We start from the raw sequence: 17,233 nt of genomic DNA on the forward strand, positions 1-17,233 counted from the left end.
AGGGGTCATGACGCCTCCTCGGCACTCAGCTGCGAACGGACAATTTCTTGGTAGGTGGCCGAGGACTGAAGCAGCTCCTCGTGGGTTCCCCGTGCAACGATGCGACCGGCTTCCATGACGAGGATGAGGTCGGCTTCGGCGATGGTGGACACTCGCTGGGCGACCATCAGCACTACCGCGTCGCTTGTGTGGGAGCGTAAGGCGCTGCGCAGCGTGGCGTCGGTCTTCACATCCAAGGCTGAGAAGGAATCGTCGAAAAGAAACAGCGGCGGCTGAGCCACGAGAGCCCGGGCGATGGAGAGGCGCTGGCGCTGACCGCCCGAGACGTCCGTGCCACCCTGGGAGATGGATGACTCAAGGCCGTGAGCTGTGGTTTCACCCTCGCCGGTGGTGCGGGTGCGCACGAAATCCTCGGCTTGGGCGATGCGGAGGGCATCCCAGAGTTCGGATTCTGTGGCCTCTCGATTACCGAAGCGCAGGTTATCCGCCACGGTGCCGGAAAAGAGGAATGCCTTTTGCGGGACCAGGCCAACGCGCTGGGCGAGATCCTGCCGGGACAGGTCGCGGACGTCCACCCCGTCGATGAGGACCCGGCCGGACGTGGGGGAGTACAACCGCGGAATGAGGTTGATGAGAGTGGTTTTGCCCGCGCCCGTGGCGCCAATGATGGCGACGGTTTGGCCGGGCTGGGCAGTGAAGCTGACGTCGCGAAGCACTGGGGATTCGGCACCCGGGTAGGCGAAGGTGACGTTGTTGAATTCGACGGTTCCAGTGGACCGCGCAGGAACGACAGGGGAGGCGGGATCGGCGATGGAGGGCTGGTTGTCGAAGACTTCATTGATGCGCTCGGCGCAGACGATCGCGCGGGGCAGCATCATGGCCATGAACGTTCCCATCATCACGGCAACGAGGATCTGCAGCAAGTACTGCATAAACGCGGTGAGTGAGCCCACCTGCATTAGGCCATCGTCCACGCGGTGGCCGCCGAACCACAGCACGGCAGCCGTAGCTAGGTGCAAGATCAACGTGATGACGGGGAACATGAGCACGAATACGCGCCCGATGCGGACAGAAATATCGGTGATGTCCCGGTTGGCAGCTGCGAAACGCTGGGCTTCGTGATCCTCACGGACGAAGGCGCGGACCACGCGGATGCCGGTGATTTGCTCGCGCATGATCTCGTTGATCGTATCGATTTTGTCCTGCATCGCGGTGAACATGGGTACCAGCCTGGACACTAAGAACCCCACCACGATCAGCAGGACCGGTACGGAGACCCAAAGCAGCCACGATAGGTGGACATCCTCCCGGACGGCCATGATGATGCCACCGATGCTCATGATGGGGGCCATAACCATGAAGTTCAGGATCATGAGCAACACCATCTGAACTTGCTGCACATCATTGGTGCCGCGCGTGATCAGCGTGGGGGTGCCGAATTTGCCGATGTCCTCGGCGCTGTAGGCATCGACGGTGCGGTAGACATCCCGGCGAATATCGTGGCCCACACCCATGGCTGCCCGCGCTCCGAACCAGGTGGCAACGATGGCGGTGACAACTTGGACGAATGCCACTCCGACCATGACCCCACCCGTGGACCAGATGTAGCCGATGTCGCCGGTGGCCACGCCCTTGTCAATAATGCGGGCGTTCAGCGTGGGGAGGTATAGCACTGCCAAGGTGGACAGTGTTTGCAGAATGAGGACGAAAACCACATACCACGTGTATGGCTTTAAATACTGACGTAACAGCCGGAGCAGATGCATAAATGAAGAATACATTTCTGCCCGGCTGCGCAAGGTGTTTCGCACCGAGGCTCCGCGGTGGAGAGGGCCAGTGGCTGCGAGTTACAGGCTTACTTGCCCCGTCATGATCAGGTAGAGCGCCGCAATGGCGGAGAGTACAACCAGCGTGGCGATGACCCACTCGAAGGCATTGAAGATGCGCTCGCGGTTGGCCATGCGTGTAGCAACGTAGATGGCCATGCCAGGGATGATCAACAACGTGCCCAGCAGCACGAAGTGCAGTTCTGCTGCGTACAGCAGCCAGATGGAGTACACGAACGCGATCAGGCCCAGCACTAGGTGCAGGCGATTGGTGGAACCAGAGACGTCCGGACCGCTGAGGTCGAATTTCTTGCCGGCGTCGGGGTGAGAAATGCCGCGACCACGGGTGGCCAGGAACAAAAGGTACAAGCTAGAGAACACGTAAGGCACCAGGTAGAGGGAGGTCGCAAGCTGGACCATCGTGGTGTACGTGGATTCGTTGAGGTAGAAGATGACGATGAAGATCTGAATGACGACCGCGGACATCAGCTGCGCAACGTACGGGGCGCCCATGGAGTTGGTGCGCCCCACGATCTTCGGCATCAGGCGGTCCTGGGCCATGAGGGTGATTGGTTCCGCGCACAGCATTTGCCAAGAGACGTACGCACCCAAGACGGAAATGCACAGGCCGATAGAAATCAGTCCGGCGCCCCAGGGGCCCACCACGTGCTCGAGGACAGAGGCCATGGAGTTGTCCCCCATCGCGGCAAGTTCCTCGCGGGAGACCACTCCGAAGGAGAGGAAGCTCACGGCCATGAGCAGCAAGAAGACGATGACGAAGCCCAGGAACGTGGCCAGGGAAACATCCTTGCGGTGGCGGGCACGCTTGGAATACGTGGATGCGCCCTCCACGCCGATGAATGCCCATACCGTGAATAGCATCATGCCTTTGACTTGGTCGGTCAAGGAGTGCACTTCGTTGCCGTTATCCCCGAAGGTTGCGGCACGGCCCCAGAAATCAGAGGTGAAGACTTCCGTGTTGAATCCCAGGAACGCGACCAGCACCAGGAACGCCAAAATCGGCAGGACCTTGGCGATCGTCGCAACCACGTTCATAATCGCCGCCTGGCGCACACCGCGGGACAGCACCGCGAAGATTGTCCAGGTCAGCCCCGATACGAAGATTGCTTGAATGAATGGGCGCGAGCCGTCGAAGATGGGCACGAAGAATCCCAGCGAGCTGAAGAACAAGGTGGCGTAACCCACCTGCGCGATGATGGTTCCCAGCCAGTATCCCCAGGCGGAGGCAAAGCCCACGAAGTCACCTAGGCCTGCGCGGACATAGGCGTATACGCCGGAATCTAGGTGTGGTTTGCGCAGCGCCAGTGCCTGGAAGACATACGCGATGCAGAGCATGCCCACACCGGTGATCGCCCAACCGATCAGTGCGGCGCCGGGGGAAGCCACGGACGCAATGTTTTGCGGCATGGCGAAGATGCCTGCGCCCACGCACGATCCGACGATGAGGCTAACGAGGGTGCCTAAGCGGACGGTGCGGGGATCGTCCACGACCAGCGCTTCGGAGGAGGCTGGCGGCTGCGCGTGGCCTTCATTAGTTGGGATTACCCCATTATCTGCTTTTTTCACGGTTGCTAGCGTACTAGCACGCAGGCCGTTTGGTGAAATATTGGGCAGAGTTGTTTGTAGCTTTGCGGTTGTTTGTAGCTTTGCATGGGTTGCTGAGAGTTTGTATTTATTGTGGATTCGTTCCGGGGTTCATTGTAGGGTTCATTGTGGGGTTCATTCCGGGGGCCCACAGGTACGAACTATGAGAGTCCGTTTCCCCACGGGACCATAGATACATGTCAGTGAGGTTGCGCCATAGGTATTCGCCCCAGCCGGTCGCACTGGCTTTCTGGTCAAAGCCCTCGCGGAACATTGGGGAGGCCGGGTCCCGCCCTAACGGGCCGCCCAGCGGAGTGGTAACCAGTCCAATGAGGTCACCGGGTGCGCGTTCCACTGTCACCTGGCCTGCCTCATTTGGTGTATCGGAGTCCCATGCTCCGGCGTTCGGTGTGCCATGGTTGAGTATCGCGATATCTCCGGCATCGCCCACACCCGCACCGGGTGAGCCCCATAGGGAGATCCGGTCGGCTTCGAGACCGGGCGGGGAGGCAGGGGAAGTAGGGGAAGTAGGGGAAGCAGGGGAAGTGGGGGAGGGCCGTGCGCCTTTGTCTGTGGTTTTGCCCGCTAATCCCACCACTGTGGAGCCATAGCTATAACCCACGACATGCAGTCGCGCATTGGGTGCGTGTTGCCGCAGTTCGCGCTGAAATTCCCGCAGATCACCCGCGGCCGCCTTCGCCGCGCTGGGGGAAACCGCCTCGGCCACACTGCCTGGGGCCGGGTATCCGTGCCACGCGACCACGGCCACCTGTTTCCCCGCCGCCGCTGCCTCCGTGACCTTCTGTCTCGCCCACAGATCCGTCTTGGCTCGCGAATCCTCCGCGCTGGATCCCACCCCGCTGACCAGCGTGATCACCTCCTCGGCATTCCCTACCCGGCCGTAGGTGCGCACTTTACCGAAGGGATTTTGCTGTTCATCTACCGGGACTTCTTTTAGTTCCGACGCCCCGCTCCACCCACCCCCGCCCATCTTCGGCGCTTCTTTCATCCCCGCCGTGGCGGAATGTACTGCCCCCGTAGCCGCTGCATCAGACACCCTAGCGATGCTCAGCGCGCCTCGTAATACCGCGCTTAGCGCGCGGGAGGTGCTCACTGCCCACACGTTCACCCCGGGCACGGCACCTGCGGGGCCTGGCGATACGGTTCCATCTGGGGCAATGATCATGCCTGCGGTGCGGGCGGCGGCCGTGGTTCCGCGGACAATGCGGCACACCAAGTCCAACAATTGCCCGTGGGCCAAGAACACGCCGGCCACGCCCTGCGCGGTCATTCCTAAAATATCAATGGGGTTGATGCTGGCCTGCACCCGATGATTGGCTGCACTGCTGGCGATGCCGGTCCACGCGTGCTCCCAATCGCTGAGTGTTCGCGCGCGCCCCGCGCCACTGACGATCTGCTGGGAATGGTGCAGCACATCGTTGCCCGCGTGCAGAATGGATGCGGGACGGGCGTTTTCCATGCTAAAGATATCCATGCGTTCTCCGTGTGCTTTGCGTTCACTGCGTTCTCAGCGCCTACCTACGGGATTCTGCGGCCACACCCGGCGGGCCGGACGTGAACAGTGACCCATTCGCTACCTCCTGCGCGCCCACGTCGCGGGCGAAGTGCGTGATTTGTTCCACCGAGCGCCTTAGGTTGTCGGCATGTGCCCCGGTCACGCGGCTGAACGTCGCTATCCACTGCCGCGCGGTCGCTGGGAAAGATCCGCCCGCAACCGCGCCGGGCAGGGTGATCCCGCCTACGGCATGGGCGCTATCGAATAGCGCGCAGGCTTCGCGGTCTAAGGCGAGGATCCGGGTTGTCAGAGCCGCTTCGTCGAGGGTGATCTGTGTGTTCATCGTTATCGCGCTAGTCCTTTCTGTCTATGGGGAGCAGGTTAGGGGAGCGCGGGGCGTCGGAACAGAAGAAAAAACGAGGGCTGTGGATAAGTAGGGGTGTGAAGGCCAAAAGAGTGCGGAGTTATCCCCAGAGATTCGTAGTGCGCTGACGCGCCCTGGCCCTTGGCGCTAGGGTTGGGGGCATGCGTATTGCCGTGATTCAGATGATCGCTGAACCCGATGTGGAAGCCAACCTGGCGCGAATTCGTAAATATATCGCGTCTGGGGCCAATGGTGGGGCTGACCTCGTGGTGTTCCCAGAAGCTGCGATGTTCCCCTTCGACAGCGGTCGGCTGGATATGGTGGCCCAACCGTTGGATGGGCCATTCGCGGCGGCGATTCAAGAGACCGCGGAGAAGCACGGTACAACCGCGGTGGTGGGAATGTTCACCCCCGCGGATACCGTGTACCGCCTGCCGACGGGCGAGCTGACAGAGAAGCAACCCGCGGACACTCCCGATGCCAACCGGTTCCGTCGCGTGTACAACACGTTGCTGGTCGCGGGGCCAGACGGGGTTAAGCACTACAACAAGATCCACACTTATGATGCGTTTGGCTACCGTGAGTCGAATACCGTGAAGCCCGGTGATAAGCGCGTGACGTTCGACGTGGCTGGCACCACCGTGGGGTTGGCCACGTGCTACGACATTCGGTTCCCAGGACATTTCGTGGCGATGGCGGAGGCTGGTGCGAAGGTAATGGTCGTACCCACCAGCTGGCAGGATGGGCCGGGCAAGCTGGATCAATGGCGCGCGTTGACAGTGGCGCGTGCCTTGGATTCCACCAGTTACTTGGTGGCGGCGGGCATGGCGCGACCAGGGTCTCCGGATCGCTACGGACACTCCGATGGGCCCACGGGCATTGGACATTCCGCGGTGATTGGCCCCAATGGTGCGCGTTTGGCCGAGACCGGTTATGCCGCGCAGGTGCTCATGATCGATATCGACCCAACCCACGTGGAGAAAGCGCGCAAGACGCTGCCCGTACTGCAGGGGCATCGGTTGGATATGGAGATCGAAGGGCTGCGGCAGACGCCGGCGCAGGGGTTAGATTAGGCGCCGGATTAGGGGGGGGGGCTGGCTCGGCTCGTGCTGGCCGGTGCAGGCGCGGGCCTAGTTGGTACTGGCGCGGGTTTAGCTTTGCGGGGAATTCTGCAGCATGTGGAATGCCCATTCTGTGGCCATGATGAGCTGGGCTTCCCGGTCGGGGTGTAGCTGCTTGAGCGCCGTTGTGGTGGCACGGTTGGCGCCTTGGATGTGTTCGGGGGTGACGCCCAGCGCCTCCAGCTTCGCCGACATTGCGGTGAGTAAGGCAAACCCGGCGGGGGAGAACTCGGGCACTCCTTGGCGGGGAAGTCGCAGTTCGCGGGAAAGGTCCGCCAGTGCGCTGAGCACCAGTTCCCTCAACAACGTTTGGCTGGTGGTGACCGCCGGGCCGTCGTAGAGCCGCGCGGCGGTGTTGCATAGCTGTTCGCGCCATACGGAATCCGAAAGCGCCGAAACCGTGGACATGGCCGGACGTATCCGCACACGGGGAAATGCCCTCAAAAACCCCTGGTCGGCGCGGTCGACGGCGCTGGCGGGTTCGTCCATGTCACTCATGCCCGGAAATTCTACTCGTCAGGGTGGATGGCGGACCCTACCGAAACGCAGCCTCGCCTGTGAGGGCTTGACCGATGATGAGCTGATGCATCTCGGCCGTGCCTTCGTAGGTCAGCACGCTTTCTAAATTATTCGCGTGACGCATGGGAGAGAATTCCGTCGTGATGCCCGCCGCGCCCAGCAAGGAGCGGCATTCTCGTGCGATGTCTAGAGCCACTCGCGTGGAGTTCAGCTTGCCTGCGCTGGTTTGATGTGACTTTAGTTCGCCCCGGTCTTTCAGGCGCCCCAACTGCAAAGCCATGAGTAAGGATTTATTGAGTTCCACGGTCATATCCGACAACTTTGCCTGCGTGAGCTGGAAGGAGCTCAAAGAGCGCTTGAATACGGGTCGTTGCGCGGTGTAGGCCAACGTGGTCTGCAGGCAGTCGCGTGCTGCGCCCAGCGCGCCCCAGATGATCCCGTAGCGAGCCTCGTTCAGGCAGGTTAGAGGTCCTCGCAGGGAGCTGACATGGGGGAGGCGCTGGGCGTCGGAAATACGGCAGTCATCCAGCACGATTTCACCGGTTACCGAAGCGCGCAGGCTCAACTTCCGGTTGATCGTTGGGGTGCTCAAGCCAGGTGTGCCGCGTTCGATGATGAAACCAACGTGGCCGGGTTTGCCAGCGTTTCTCTCAACGACATTTTCGTCGTTGCCATCGTCGTTTTCTGTGCGAGCCCACACCACCAATACATCCGCGATGGGGGAATTGGTAATCCACATTTTCGAGCCGTTGAGCACCCATTCGTCGCCCTCTCGTTTGGCGTGCGTTTGCATCGACGCCACGTCGGAACCGGCACTGGGTTCCGTTAATCCAAAGCATCCCACAAGCTCGCCAGCTGCCAATCGCGGCAAGTACTTGTCCTTTTGCTCGTCGGAACCCCAATGGTGGATAGCAAACATGGCCAGCGATCCCTGTACGGACATCATGGAACGCAAGCCGGAATCCACGGCTTCGATCTCCATGCATGCCAGCCCGTATTCGACAGCCGAGCCTCCGGGGCATCCGTATCCCTCTAAGTGCATTCCTAGAATGCCCAGATCGCCAAAGCTGCGCGCGATTTCCTTGATTGGAAGCTGGCCCGTATCGAACCATTCGCCGATACGGGGGCGCAGATGGTGGTTCCCAAAGTCGGCCACAGCGTTCCGAGTAGAAATCTCGGACGAGCTCAAGAGGGAATCAAAAGCGACGAGGTCGAGAGTGTTGGGATTGGAGGTGTTGCTGAGCTGGGACATAGGGGTCAGTCTATGCCACCAACGGGAACTATGTGACTGGAATCACAGTACAACTCGCCCTTGAGTGGAATACGCTCAACTTCACGGTGGTTGAGTCTGGTGTACTCAAGTAAAGTGGCAATAGCTCGTGGCGAACCCGCCACACACCACCCCGCCACACAACAATCAGGAGGAACCCAATGTCGAATTTCACTCCGACAACGAAGACCCAGGAAGCCATGCAGGCTGCCCTGCAGAGCGCCTCCGCTAAGGGCAATCCCGATATCCGCCCAGCTCACCTGTTGGTGGCTCTGTTGGAACAAAATGATTCGATCGCGTTGCCCGTTCTGCAGGCGGCGGGTGTGGAACCATCCGCGGTGCTCACCGAGGCCCGCAACGTGGTGGCTGCCTACCCACAGGCCACCGGTTCGAATATGGCCAACCCCCAGTTCAACCGGGATGCGCTCAATGCGCTGACCGCCGCTCAAGAGCTAGCAGGGGAACTCGGCGATACCTACGTGTCGACGGAGGTGCTGCTGGCCGGAATCGCCAAGGGCGATTCCGAGGCCGCTTCGCTGCTGCACTCCAAGGGGGCGACCTTCGATGCGATCAAGACTGCGTTCCAATCGGTTCGCGGTAACCGTAAGGTCACCACGGAGGAACCCGAAGGGCAGTTCCAGGCATTGGAGAAGTACTCCACCGACCTGACCGCCCGCGCTCGAGAGGGCAAGATTGACCCCGTGATCGGGCGTGACCAGGAAATTCGTCGCGTGGTGCAGGTGCTTTCCCGCCGTACGAAGAATAACCCCGTCCTCATCGGTGAACCCGGAGTTGGTAAGACCGCCATCGTGGAGGGGCTGGCCCGACGAATTGTGGCGGGTGACGTGCCGGAATCCCTGCGTGGGAAGAAACTCATCAGCCTTGACCTCGGTTCCATGGTTGCGGGTGCGAAGTACCGCGGTGAGTTCGAAGAGCGCCTGAAGGCCGTGCTCGACGAGATCAAGGAAGCTGAAGGTGAGGTCATCACCTTCATCGATGAGCTGCACACTATCGTTGGCGCCGGTGCTGGTGGCGATTCCGCGATGGATGCCGGCAATATGATTAAGCCACTGCTGGCCCGTGGTGAATTGCGGTTGGTGGGTGCGACCACCCTGGATGAATACCGCAAGTACATCGAAAAGGACGCCGCGTTGGAGCGCCGCTTCCAGCAGGTCTATGTGGGTGAACCCACCGTGGAGGACACCGTTGGTATCTTGCGAGGCCTGAAGGAGCGCTACGAAGTACACCACGGTGTGCGTATCCAGGACTCGGCATTGGTTTCCGCCGCTGCGTTGTCTGATCGCTACATCACCAGCCGCTTCCTGCCGGATAAGGCCATCGACTTGGTCGACGAAGCGGCGTCCCGCCTGCGTATGGAGATCGACTCGCGGCCCGAGGAAATTGACAATGTGGAGCGCGTGGTCCGTCGCCTCGAAATCGAAGAGATGGCGTTGGCCAAGGAGACCGACGTGGCGTCGAAGGAAAGGCTAGAAAAACTACGCAGTGAATTGGCCGACGAGAAGGAAAAACTGGCCGGCCTGACCGCTCGATGGGAGAACGAAAAGGGCAGCATCGATAGCTTGCGTGGCCTGAAGGAAGAGCTCGACCACCTGCGCCGCGAGTCGGAAATTGCCGAGCGCGAAGGTGACTTCGCCAAGGTGGCCGAGCTGCGCTACGGCCGGATCCCGGATGTGGAGAAGAAACTGCAGGAAGCCGAGACGACTGTGGCTGCCCAGCAATCGGACATGATGCTGACTGAGGAGGTCACACCGGACACGATTGCAGACGTGGTCTCTGCATGGACAGGTGTTCCTGCCGGCAAAATGTTGCAAGGCGAGACCGAGAAGCTGCTGAACATGGAGTTGGTCCTGGCCGGCCGCGTGGTGGGACAGGAACGGGCCGTGGATGCGGTATCCGATGCAGTGCGCCGTTCGCGCGCCGGTGTGGCGGACCCCAACCGACCCACGGGTTCGTTCCTTTTCCTCGGCCCCACCGGTGTGGGTAAGACGGAACTGGCCAAGGGTTTGGCGGAGTTCCTCTTCGACGACGAGACCGCCATGGTGCGTATCGATATGTCCGAGTACGGCGAGAAGCACTCGGTGGCACGACTGGTCGGTGCCCCTCCGGGATACGTTGGATACGATGCCGGCGGACAACTGACCGAAGCCGTGCGGCGCCGCCCCTACACCGTGGTGCTGTTCGACGAGGTGGAAAAAAGCCCACCCGGATGTTTTCGACGTGCTGCTGCAAGTCCTCGATGAAGGCCGCCTGACCGATGGTCAGGGGCGCACCGTGGACTTCCGCAACACCATCTTGATCCTGACCTCGAACTTGGGTGCGGGTGGAACGGATGACGAAGTCATGGAGGCCGTGAAGCGCGCCTTCAAGCCCGAGTTTGTCAACCGCTTGGACGACGTACTCATCTTCAAGCCACTCAGCGAGGAGCAACTGGAATCCATCGTTTCTATCCAGTTGCGTGGCCTGGGTGAGCGGCTGGCGGCCCGTCGACTGGTGCTAGATGTTACTTCCGATGCCAAGAAGTGGCTGGCCGAGCGCGGATACGAGCCCGCGTACGGTGCCCGCCCGTTGCGTCGTCTGATCCAAAAGGCAATCGGCGACCAACTGGCGAAGAAGCTGTTGGGTGGCGAGATTCGCGATGGTGACCGTGTTCTGGTGGACGTGGAAAGCACCGGGGAAGAGCAGCCGGAACTGGTAGTGAGTTCGGCGGGCCAGGCGGAGGGGTAACCCCCCGGCGAGTTAGCGTTGCCACAGGCTAGCGTTCCTGTCCGCTAATCTCCCCCACGCAAGTAGGCCGCCGCTGCCCGCCCAGCCTGGCGACCTGCACGTGTGGCTCCCACAGTGGAGGCTGTGGAGCCATACCCCACCAGAAAGACTCGCGGATCTTTGCGCACCCTCACTTCGTCGCGCATCAGGATCCCGCCTCCTGGTTCCCGCAGTTTCATTGGTGCCAAGTGTCGCAGCGCATGCCGGAACCCCGTGTTCCAGAAAATCACGTCCACGTCTATAGAAGTGCCCGCGGGATATGGATTCCACGATTCCGGCACTTGTAGCTTTGCATGCGAAGAAGGCCCCAATCCATCGGCAGTGTCGCTGAAAGGCTTGCCGAAAACCACTCCAGTTCGAGTGATCCGGTCAAACACTCCGCGTGAGACTAGCGTCCCGTCAGCCACCCCCTGCAGATATTCTGGTCGCTGCGGAATGCCGGTCGTCCGCACTACAGAAGCCGGCGCCTGCCCGTGGAACGTCCGTTCCCGCACGGCATCTTCTACTGCCAACCCCCAGTTGGTGCCAAACTCCCGCGCGGTGAAGTTCGGCGGGCGCCGGGTGGCCCATACAGTGTCGGTAACCTGGGCCAGCTCTAACAGGAACTGTACGGCCGACAATCCACCGCCCACTACCAACGTTCGCAATCCCGCGAAGTCCTCCTTGCGGGTATATCCCTTCGTGTGCAGTTGCCGTCCCTTGAATTCCCCTATTCCTGGCACAAATGGAATGTGTGGATTGGCCCAGGTCCCAGTTGCACTTAGCACCGCATCTGCGCCGATTACCACATTCGTGGGCGTAGCCTTCTTTTCATCTCGACGCCCCGCGCCGCCCGCCACCGTAATGGCCAGCTGGTCGCCTTCCGGGGCTACCGATGTCACCTGAGCGGGGCGCACTACATTGAAAGCGAACTCGCGCTCGTACTCGCCGTAGTATTCCGCCACCAACTGAGAGGCCGGTACGTCCGGATCAGGTCGTTGCATGGGCATGCCCGGCAAATCGGCGATGCCGTGGGCTTTTCCCAACGTCAGCGAATCCCACCTGTGCCGCCACGCGCCGCCGGGCCCATCATTGGCGTCCACGATGATGAAGTCGGTGCCGGGTGTGAATCCGCGGCGCGCGAGCTCGTGCCCGGCAGCCAGCCCGGCCTGTCCTGCGCCGATGATGACCGCGGGGAAATGGCGATGATTCAAAGAATCGAGGTCCATAGCTGCGATCGTAGTTCCGTTTGCGCACGGTTGGCGGGTGCGGGGATTAGCGGCCTACCTGTGCAAGCGTGCTGGTCGGGGGTGGCGTAGGGCGTCGGATAAGGGAGTGGAGCACTTACAAGCGCTAATACCTGCATAAATATGAAAACAACATGGTCGTAAAAAGTGATTCAGGTCACTATATTGGCCGACAAGATTTGTTCACCCCTATCCAGTCGACCAACACGTTAGGAACCCCTCATGACTGTGTACGCAGACCCCGGAACCACGGGCGCGATTGTCAACTTCAAAGAGCAATATGAAAACTTCATCGGTGGGCAGTGGGTTCCACCGGTCGATGGTCAATACATGGACAACGTCAGCCCGATCAATGGTGACGTCTTTTGCCGCGTGCCTCGCTCTAAGGAAGCTGACATCGAAAAAGCCCTAGATGCAGCACACGCCGCGAAAGGCGCATGGGGGCGCACTAGCCCCCAAGAACGCGGCAACATCCTGCTGAAGATCGCCGACCGCCTAGAAGAAAACCTAGAGATGCTCGCCGTCGCCGAGACCTGGGATAACGGTAAGGCGGTGCGCGAGACCCTCGCGGCCGACCTGCCACTGGCAGTGGATCACTTCCGCTACTACGCGGGTGCCATCCGCGCCCAGGAAGACCGCACCAGCCAAATTGATGCGGATACCGTGGCTTATCACTTCCGCGAGCCATTGGGCGTGGTAGGGCAGATCATCCCATGGAACTTCCCGATCCTCATGGCCGCGTGGAAGTTGGCCCCTGCGCTAGCTGGCGGAAACTGCATCATCCTCAAACCTGCAGAGCAGACCCCGGCCAGCATCCTGCTGGTCGTGGAACTGATCCACGATCTGCTGCCCGATGGCGTGCTCAACATCGTCAATGGCTTAGGCGAAGAAGCTGGTGCCGCTCTGACCGCCAGCGACCGTGTTGCGAAGATCGCCTTCACGGGATCTACCCAGGTTGGCCAGATCATCAACAAGGCGGTTGCGGAGAAGCTCATCCCGGTGACCTTGGAACTGGGTGGTAAGAGCCCATCGATTTTCTTCAAAGACATCATGGATGATGACGATGACTTTCGTGCGAAATGCGTGGAGGGCCTGGCCATGTTTGCACTCAACCAAGGCGAGGTTTGCACCTGCCCATCGCGCGCACTCGTCCATGAGGACATCGCCGAGGAATTCCTCGACCTAGCCGTACAGCGTGTCAAGAGCATCAAGACCGGTAACCCGTTGGATACGGACACGATGATGGGGGCACAGGCCTCCCAAGAGCAGATGGATAAAATCACTGGCTACCTGCAGTCAGGTCCCGAAGAGGGGGCGGAAGTCCTCACTGGCGGTAGCATCAACAAAATAGATGGTCGCGATGGCGGGTTCTACATCGAACCCACCATCTTTAAAGGCACAAACAACATGCGACTGTTTCAGGAGGAGATCTTCGGCCCAGTCCTAGCAGTAACGACCTTCAAGGACTTCGATGATGCCATCCGCATTGCCAACGACACGGAATATGGGCTGGGTGCCGGTGTGTGGTCCCGCAATGGCAACGTGGCCTACCGAGCCGGGCGGGCCATTCAGTCCGGCCGCGTATGGGTGAACAACTACCACAACTACCCAGCTCACGCTGCCTTCGGCGGATATAAGAAATCCGGAATTGGTCGTGAGACCCACTTGATGATGCTGGATCACTACCAACAGACCAAGAACCTGCTGTGGTCGTACAGCGAGAAGCCAACTGGACTGTTCTAACTGCGCGCACTCTAGTTGCTCGCGTGGCGGGCGAAGGAATTAGACTCGTGAACTATGAGCTTGCCCGCCACTGAATCCGGCCACCATCCCGCAACTGAATCCATTAACACCCACGCGCCCGCATCCACGTCCTTCATCACTGGCGAGGAGATGTTTAGTCAGTTCAAGCGCGGTAAGCGCATGACCATCATCGACTCGCACTGGGCGAAAACGGAGAATTCCGCGTGGGAAGCCTATGTCGGCCAGCACCTGCCTGGTGCGATGTTTTGTAACCCACTGATGCATTTGGCGTCCCTCCCCAGCAGGCAAGAGGGGCGCAACCCTTTGCCACGGCTTGAAGACCTCAAGCGCATGCTGGCCGATTGGGGTGTCATGGCCGATCGGCCCGTTTATATTTACGATGCTGGCCCGAACCTCTATGCGGCGCGCGCATGGTGGGTGTTGCGCTGGGCGGGTGCGACCGATGTTCGGATCCTCAACGGCGGTACCACCGAGTGGGAGAAAGCCGGTGGTGATGTGGCCGGCGGCATCGGTGCGCTGCGTGGCCGTGGCAACTTGGAATTCAAGCCTCACTCCATGCCAGAGCTCCTCATTGACGAAGTAGAGGAGTGGAAGCGCCACAACCTGCTGATCGACGCGCGCGAGTCCGGACGATTCAAGGGTCTGCGCGAACCATTTGACCACCAGGCGGGGCGGATTCCCGGTGCGGTCAATATCCCGGTTGCGGAGCTGATGAACGCCGAGGGCAAGGTGGAAAAACCCGAGCGCCTGCGTGAATACCTGGCTTCCCGAGGCATCACGCGCGGGGACAACGTTGCCGTGTATTCCGGCTCGGGCTTGCACTCGTCGTTGTTTATTGCGGCGATGGAGCACGCGGGCTTGCACGGGGCACGCAACTTCATCGGCGGATGGTCCCAGTGGAGTGCGCGTCTCGATTTGCCCATCGAGCGGGGCTAAAGACTTTAGAATTTAGAGTTATGTCAATCTCCCTCAACGTCCGCAGTCCGTTATCTGGCACTGTCGTGGATCTGCAGCAGGTTCCTGACCCTATTTTTGCTATGGGGACTGTAGGCGCTGGGATTGCGGTCATCCCGGATCCTGACGTAGAGGTTGTTCATATCACTGCCCCCGTCGACGGGCTCATCACCCGCATCATGCCACATCTTTTTGTGATTCAACCCCGTTCGGATGTCTCTCTTCTGGTGCATTTGGGGGTCGATACCGCACGGCTGAGGGGGCAGGGGTTCGACGCCAAGCTCTCTGAAAACACCGCTGTGAAGCAGGGGCAAGTCATCAGCTCCTATGCGCCGAAGGAGATTGGCCGCATGGGTTTTGATCCCATCGTCATGGTCGTGGCGATGCAGCTCCCGCAAGGGGTGCTGGATGATGTCATGATTGCCGGAGAGCCCTGCCAGCAGGGCGACAAACTCTACCGCCTGCACTGATGTCCCGCCGAATCTTCAGCATCCTCGCGGTTATCGGAATGGTGGCCTCCCTTGTCAATGCGGGTGGCTGGGTGGGGCCGGAGAACCTAACGGTGCTCACTTGGGTGTCTTTCGTCCTACTTTTGCTGTTCCAGGTGTGGCCGCTACAGGCTACGATGCGTGGCAGCTTCGGCCATCCGCAGCACCCGGTGAACCGGTTTTACACATGGTTGTCCTTTCTGGGTATCGCTGGCACTGTTTTGCTGCTTCTCGTGGCGCTGGCCAGACCCAACCCCCTGCTCATTGCCATTGCGGCCAGCGCAATGTTCATCGGCATCATGGGTGCGGCAGTGTTGGCCATTTTCGCGACCCCGTGGCGCGAGTGGTATACCCGGCAGCATTAGGCGCGGGTCGGTCTCGCTGCTGGTCGGTCGCGCAGCTTGCCGATATGCGGTGGGGTGCTCCTAAGGGATTGCGGGGGATCTATAGCCCGTGCTTTCGCCCGATGATCCAGTGGACGGTCTCCCTGGGCAGCACGCGCGATAGCGGGAAGATAATCGGCGCCATGGAACCTGTGGCGTACAGCGGGCGTGGGCGGTGATCAGTAATCGATTTCAGGATCTCCTCGGCCACGCGTTCAGCTGAAATGCCATTGGATTCGTTGCGATCGAGGCGCCGCAGCATTGTGGAAAACTCTGTGCGGTACGGGCCTTCCATATCGATGTACTTGGTGCGCCGCGCGGACAAACCGGTATTGATTGATCCCGGTTCCATCACACTGATATTCACCCCGAAGGGGCGAACCTCCCGGCGTCCCGCGAACGCGAATCCCTTCAGTGCTGCTTTACTAGCCACATAGCTGCTGCGAAACGCCAGTGGGAAACTGCCGAGCATGGATCCCACCATCGTGATGCGCCCAGCTCCAGCTGCACGCATGGCGGGAAGGAGTTTTTGCGTCAGTTGTATTTGGCCTAAAACGTTCAGCTGAAACAGGCGCGTCAGTGCCTTGTGGGGTAGCTCCTCCAGAGGGCCTGATTGGCTTTCGCCTGCGTTGTTAACCAAGACAGCCGGGGTGCCGCGCCGCAGGACTTCCGCTGCTAGCGCATCAATGGAAGCTGGGTCCTCCAAATCCAACGGCAGGTATTCAACGTTAGGCAAAGGGTTTTCAATGTTTTCCGGGTGCTGGCTGGTACCGATGACGGTAAAGCGAGGGGCGTCGGGGGAAGAGGGGTTGGCCAACGCGGCGGCGACTGCCCGTCCGATGCCGGAAGAAGCACCGGTTACAACGGCAATGCCATCGTTGACGGCCGGCATGGCCGAGCTAGCGAATTGGGGCAGGAAGACGGAAAGTTTTGACATGAAAGCAATTGTTACGCATCTGCGCGTGGCGCGCGAGGGGATTGGTGCAATCGGGAGGCAATTACCGAAGCGGGCAGGGGGCGCAACCGGAACGGGCAGGGGAAAGAGGAAGTGGGCAAGGGGCGCAACCGGAATGGGCAGGGGAAAGAGGAAGCGGGCAGGGGGCACAAAAAGTGAAGGCTAGATTTCAGAAGAATGGGGAGCTGTCGGGGTGGCCATATATGATAGGGGCGCTACAACTTCATAGTTCACCCGAAGTGAACGCCGCTACTAACCGTGGTGGGAGAGGCCGCGCCACGCGCCGGCCGCCGACGGAGCAACACCTCCCCGAAGACACTCTCAGGCACCCGTACCGCCCCGGCAAGGCACCTCTGGAAAGACTTGCGCCCAGTCGTACGAGGCGTAGGCGCCGAAGGAGAAAGGTTGCTGTACGTCAGTGACCGAAGCTCTCAGGCACCCAAGACAGAGCGGGGAGG

General features: G+C 60.5%; 13 protein-coding genes, 1 pseudogene and 1 riboswitch. Of the genes and pseudogenes, 6 read left to right on the top strand and 8 right to left on the bottom strand.

The features are described 5' to 3' along the window. Positions 1-5 precede the first annotated feature (5 nt). The 4 genes from HMPREF3098_RS05670 to HMPREF3098_RS05685 all read right to left on the bottom strand — a co-directional run bounded on the left by HMPREF3098_RS05670 (position 6) and on the right by HMPREF3098_RS05685 (position 5,290). On the bottom strand, positions 6-1,766 hold the full coding sequence (locus HMPREF3098_RS05670; RefSeq protein WP_070434339.1) for an ABC transporter ATP-binding protein: 1,761 nt from the start codon (positions 1,764-1,766) through the stop codon (positions 6-8). An 81-nt stretch (positions 1,767-1,847) separates the two neighbouring features. Continuing rightward, positions 1,848-3,335, bottom strand: coding sequence for an amino acid permease (locus HMPREF3098_RS05675; protein WP_246815859.1), 1,488 nt, complete (start codon positions 3,333-3,335; stop codon positions 1,848-1,850). Positions 3,336-3,519: 184 nt separating this feature from the next. Next, positions 3,520-4,926: an alpha/beta hydrolase gene (locus tag HMPREF3098_RS05680; protein WP_070434340.1), complete on the bottom strand. Its 1,407-nt coding sequence runs from the start codon at positions 4,924-4,926 to the stop codon at positions 3,520-3,522. 40 nt (positions 4,927-4,966) lie between these two features. Beyond that, the gene (locus HMPREF3098_RS05685; RefSeq protein ID WP_070434341.1) at positions 4,967-5,290 is read right to left on the bottom strand and encodes a hypothetical protein; all 324 of its coding nucleotides are present in this window, start codon (positions 5,288-5,290) and stop codon (positions 4,967-4,969) included. A gap of 182 nt (positions 5,291-5,472) precedes the next feature. On the opposite strand from HMPREF3098_RS05685, the gene HMPREF3098_RS05690 reads away from it, so the two are divergent. Continuing rightward, positions 5,473-6,384, top strand: coding sequence for a carbon-nitrogen hydrolase family protein (locus HMPREF3098_RS05690; protein WP_035116301.1), 912 nt, complete (start codon positions 5,473-5,475; stop codon positions 6,382-6,384). Positions 6,385-6,462: 78 nt separating this feature from the next. On the opposite strand, the gene HMPREF3098_RS05695 is transcribed toward HMPREF3098_RS05690, so the two are convergent. Then, on the bottom strand, positions 6,463-6,930 hold the full coding sequence (locus HMPREF3098_RS05695; protein ID WP_141739682.1) for a hypothetical protein: 468 nt from the start codon (positions 6,928-6,930) through the stop codon (positions 6,463-6,465). A 37-nt stretch (positions 6,931-6,967) separates the two neighbouring features. After that, positions 6,968-8,203, bottom strand: a complete 1,236-nt coding sequence (locus HMPREF3098_RS05700) for an acyl-CoA dehydrogenase family protein (protein ID WP_070434343.1) — start codon at positions 8,201-8,203, stop codon at positions 6,968-6,970. Positions 8,204-8,382: 179 nt separating this feature from the next. Between HMPREF3098_RS05700 and clpB the strand changes: the two are divergent. Then, a pseudogene (gene clpB / locus HMPREF3098_RS05705) lies at positions 8,383-10,966 on the top strand (ATP-dependent chaperone ClpB). 44 nt (positions 10,967-11,010) lie between these two features. On the opposite strand, the gene HMPREF3098_RS05710 reads toward clpB, so the two are convergent. Beyond that, entirely contained in the window at positions 11,011-12,213 is a 1,203-nt protein-coding gene (locus HMPREF3098_RS05710) for an FAD-dependent oxidoreductase (RefSeq protein ID WP_070434344.1), read from the bottom strand. Between the two features lie 240 nt (positions 12,214-12,453). On the opposite strand from HMPREF3098_RS05710, the gene HMPREF3098_RS05715 reads away from it, so the two are divergent. Genes HMPREF3098_RS05715 through HMPREF3098_RS05730 form a run of 4 tightly spaced genes read left to right on the top strand, consistent with a single transcriptional unit; the run spans position 12,454 to position 15,802 of the window. Then, on the top strand, positions 12,454-13,974 hold the full coding sequence (locus tag HMPREF3098_RS05715) for an acetaldehyde dehydrogenase ExaC (RefSeq protein ID WP_070434345.1): 1,521 nt from the start codon (positions 12,454-12,456) through the stop codon (positions 13,972-13,974). A gap of 54 nt (positions 13,975-14,028) precedes the next feature. Continuing rightward, positions 14,029-14,931 carry a sulfurtransferase gene (locus HMPREF3098_RS05720; RefSeq protein ID WP_083284168.1) on the top strand — a complete coding sequence of 301 codons (903 nt, stop codon included), beginning with the start codon at positions 14,029-14,031 and terminating at the stop codon, positions 14,929-14,931. A gap of 20 nt (positions 14,932-14,951) precedes the next feature. Beyond that, positions 14,952-15,419, top strand: a complete 468-nt coding sequence (locus tag HMPREF3098_RS05725; RefSeq protein ID WP_070434346.1) for a PTS sugar transporter subunit IIA — start codon at positions 14,952-14,954, stop codon at positions 15,417-15,419. Continuing rightward, a complete protein-coding gene (locus tag HMPREF3098_RS05730) occupies positions 15,419-15,802 on the top strand; it encodes a hypothetical protein (RefSeq protein WP_052095234.1) in 384 nt (127 codons plus the stop codon). The genes HMPREF3098_RS05725 and HMPREF3098_RS05730 overlap by 1 nt, the downstream gene beginning before the upstream one ends. A gap of 79 nt (positions 15,803-15,881) precedes the next feature. Here HMPREF3098_RS05730 and HMPREF3098_RS05735 read toward each other — a convergent pair whose 3' ends face one another. Continuing rightward, positions 15,882-16,757 carry an SDR family oxidoreductase gene (locus tag HMPREF3098_RS05735; RefSeq protein ID WP_083284170.1) on the bottom strand — a complete coding sequence of 292 codons (876 nt, stop codon included), beginning with the start codon at positions 16,755-16,757 and terminating at the stop codon, positions 15,882-15,884. Between the two features lie 361 nt (positions 16,758-17,118). Continuing rightward, positions 17,119-17,233: riboswitch (glycine riboswitch) on the top strand.

The sequence above is a fragment of the Corynebacterium sp. HMSC28B08 genome (assembly GCF_001806865.1).
Classification (GTDB): Bacteria; Actinomycetota; Actinomycetes; order Mycobacteriales; family Mycobacteriaceae; genus Corynebacterium; species Corynebacterium auriscanis.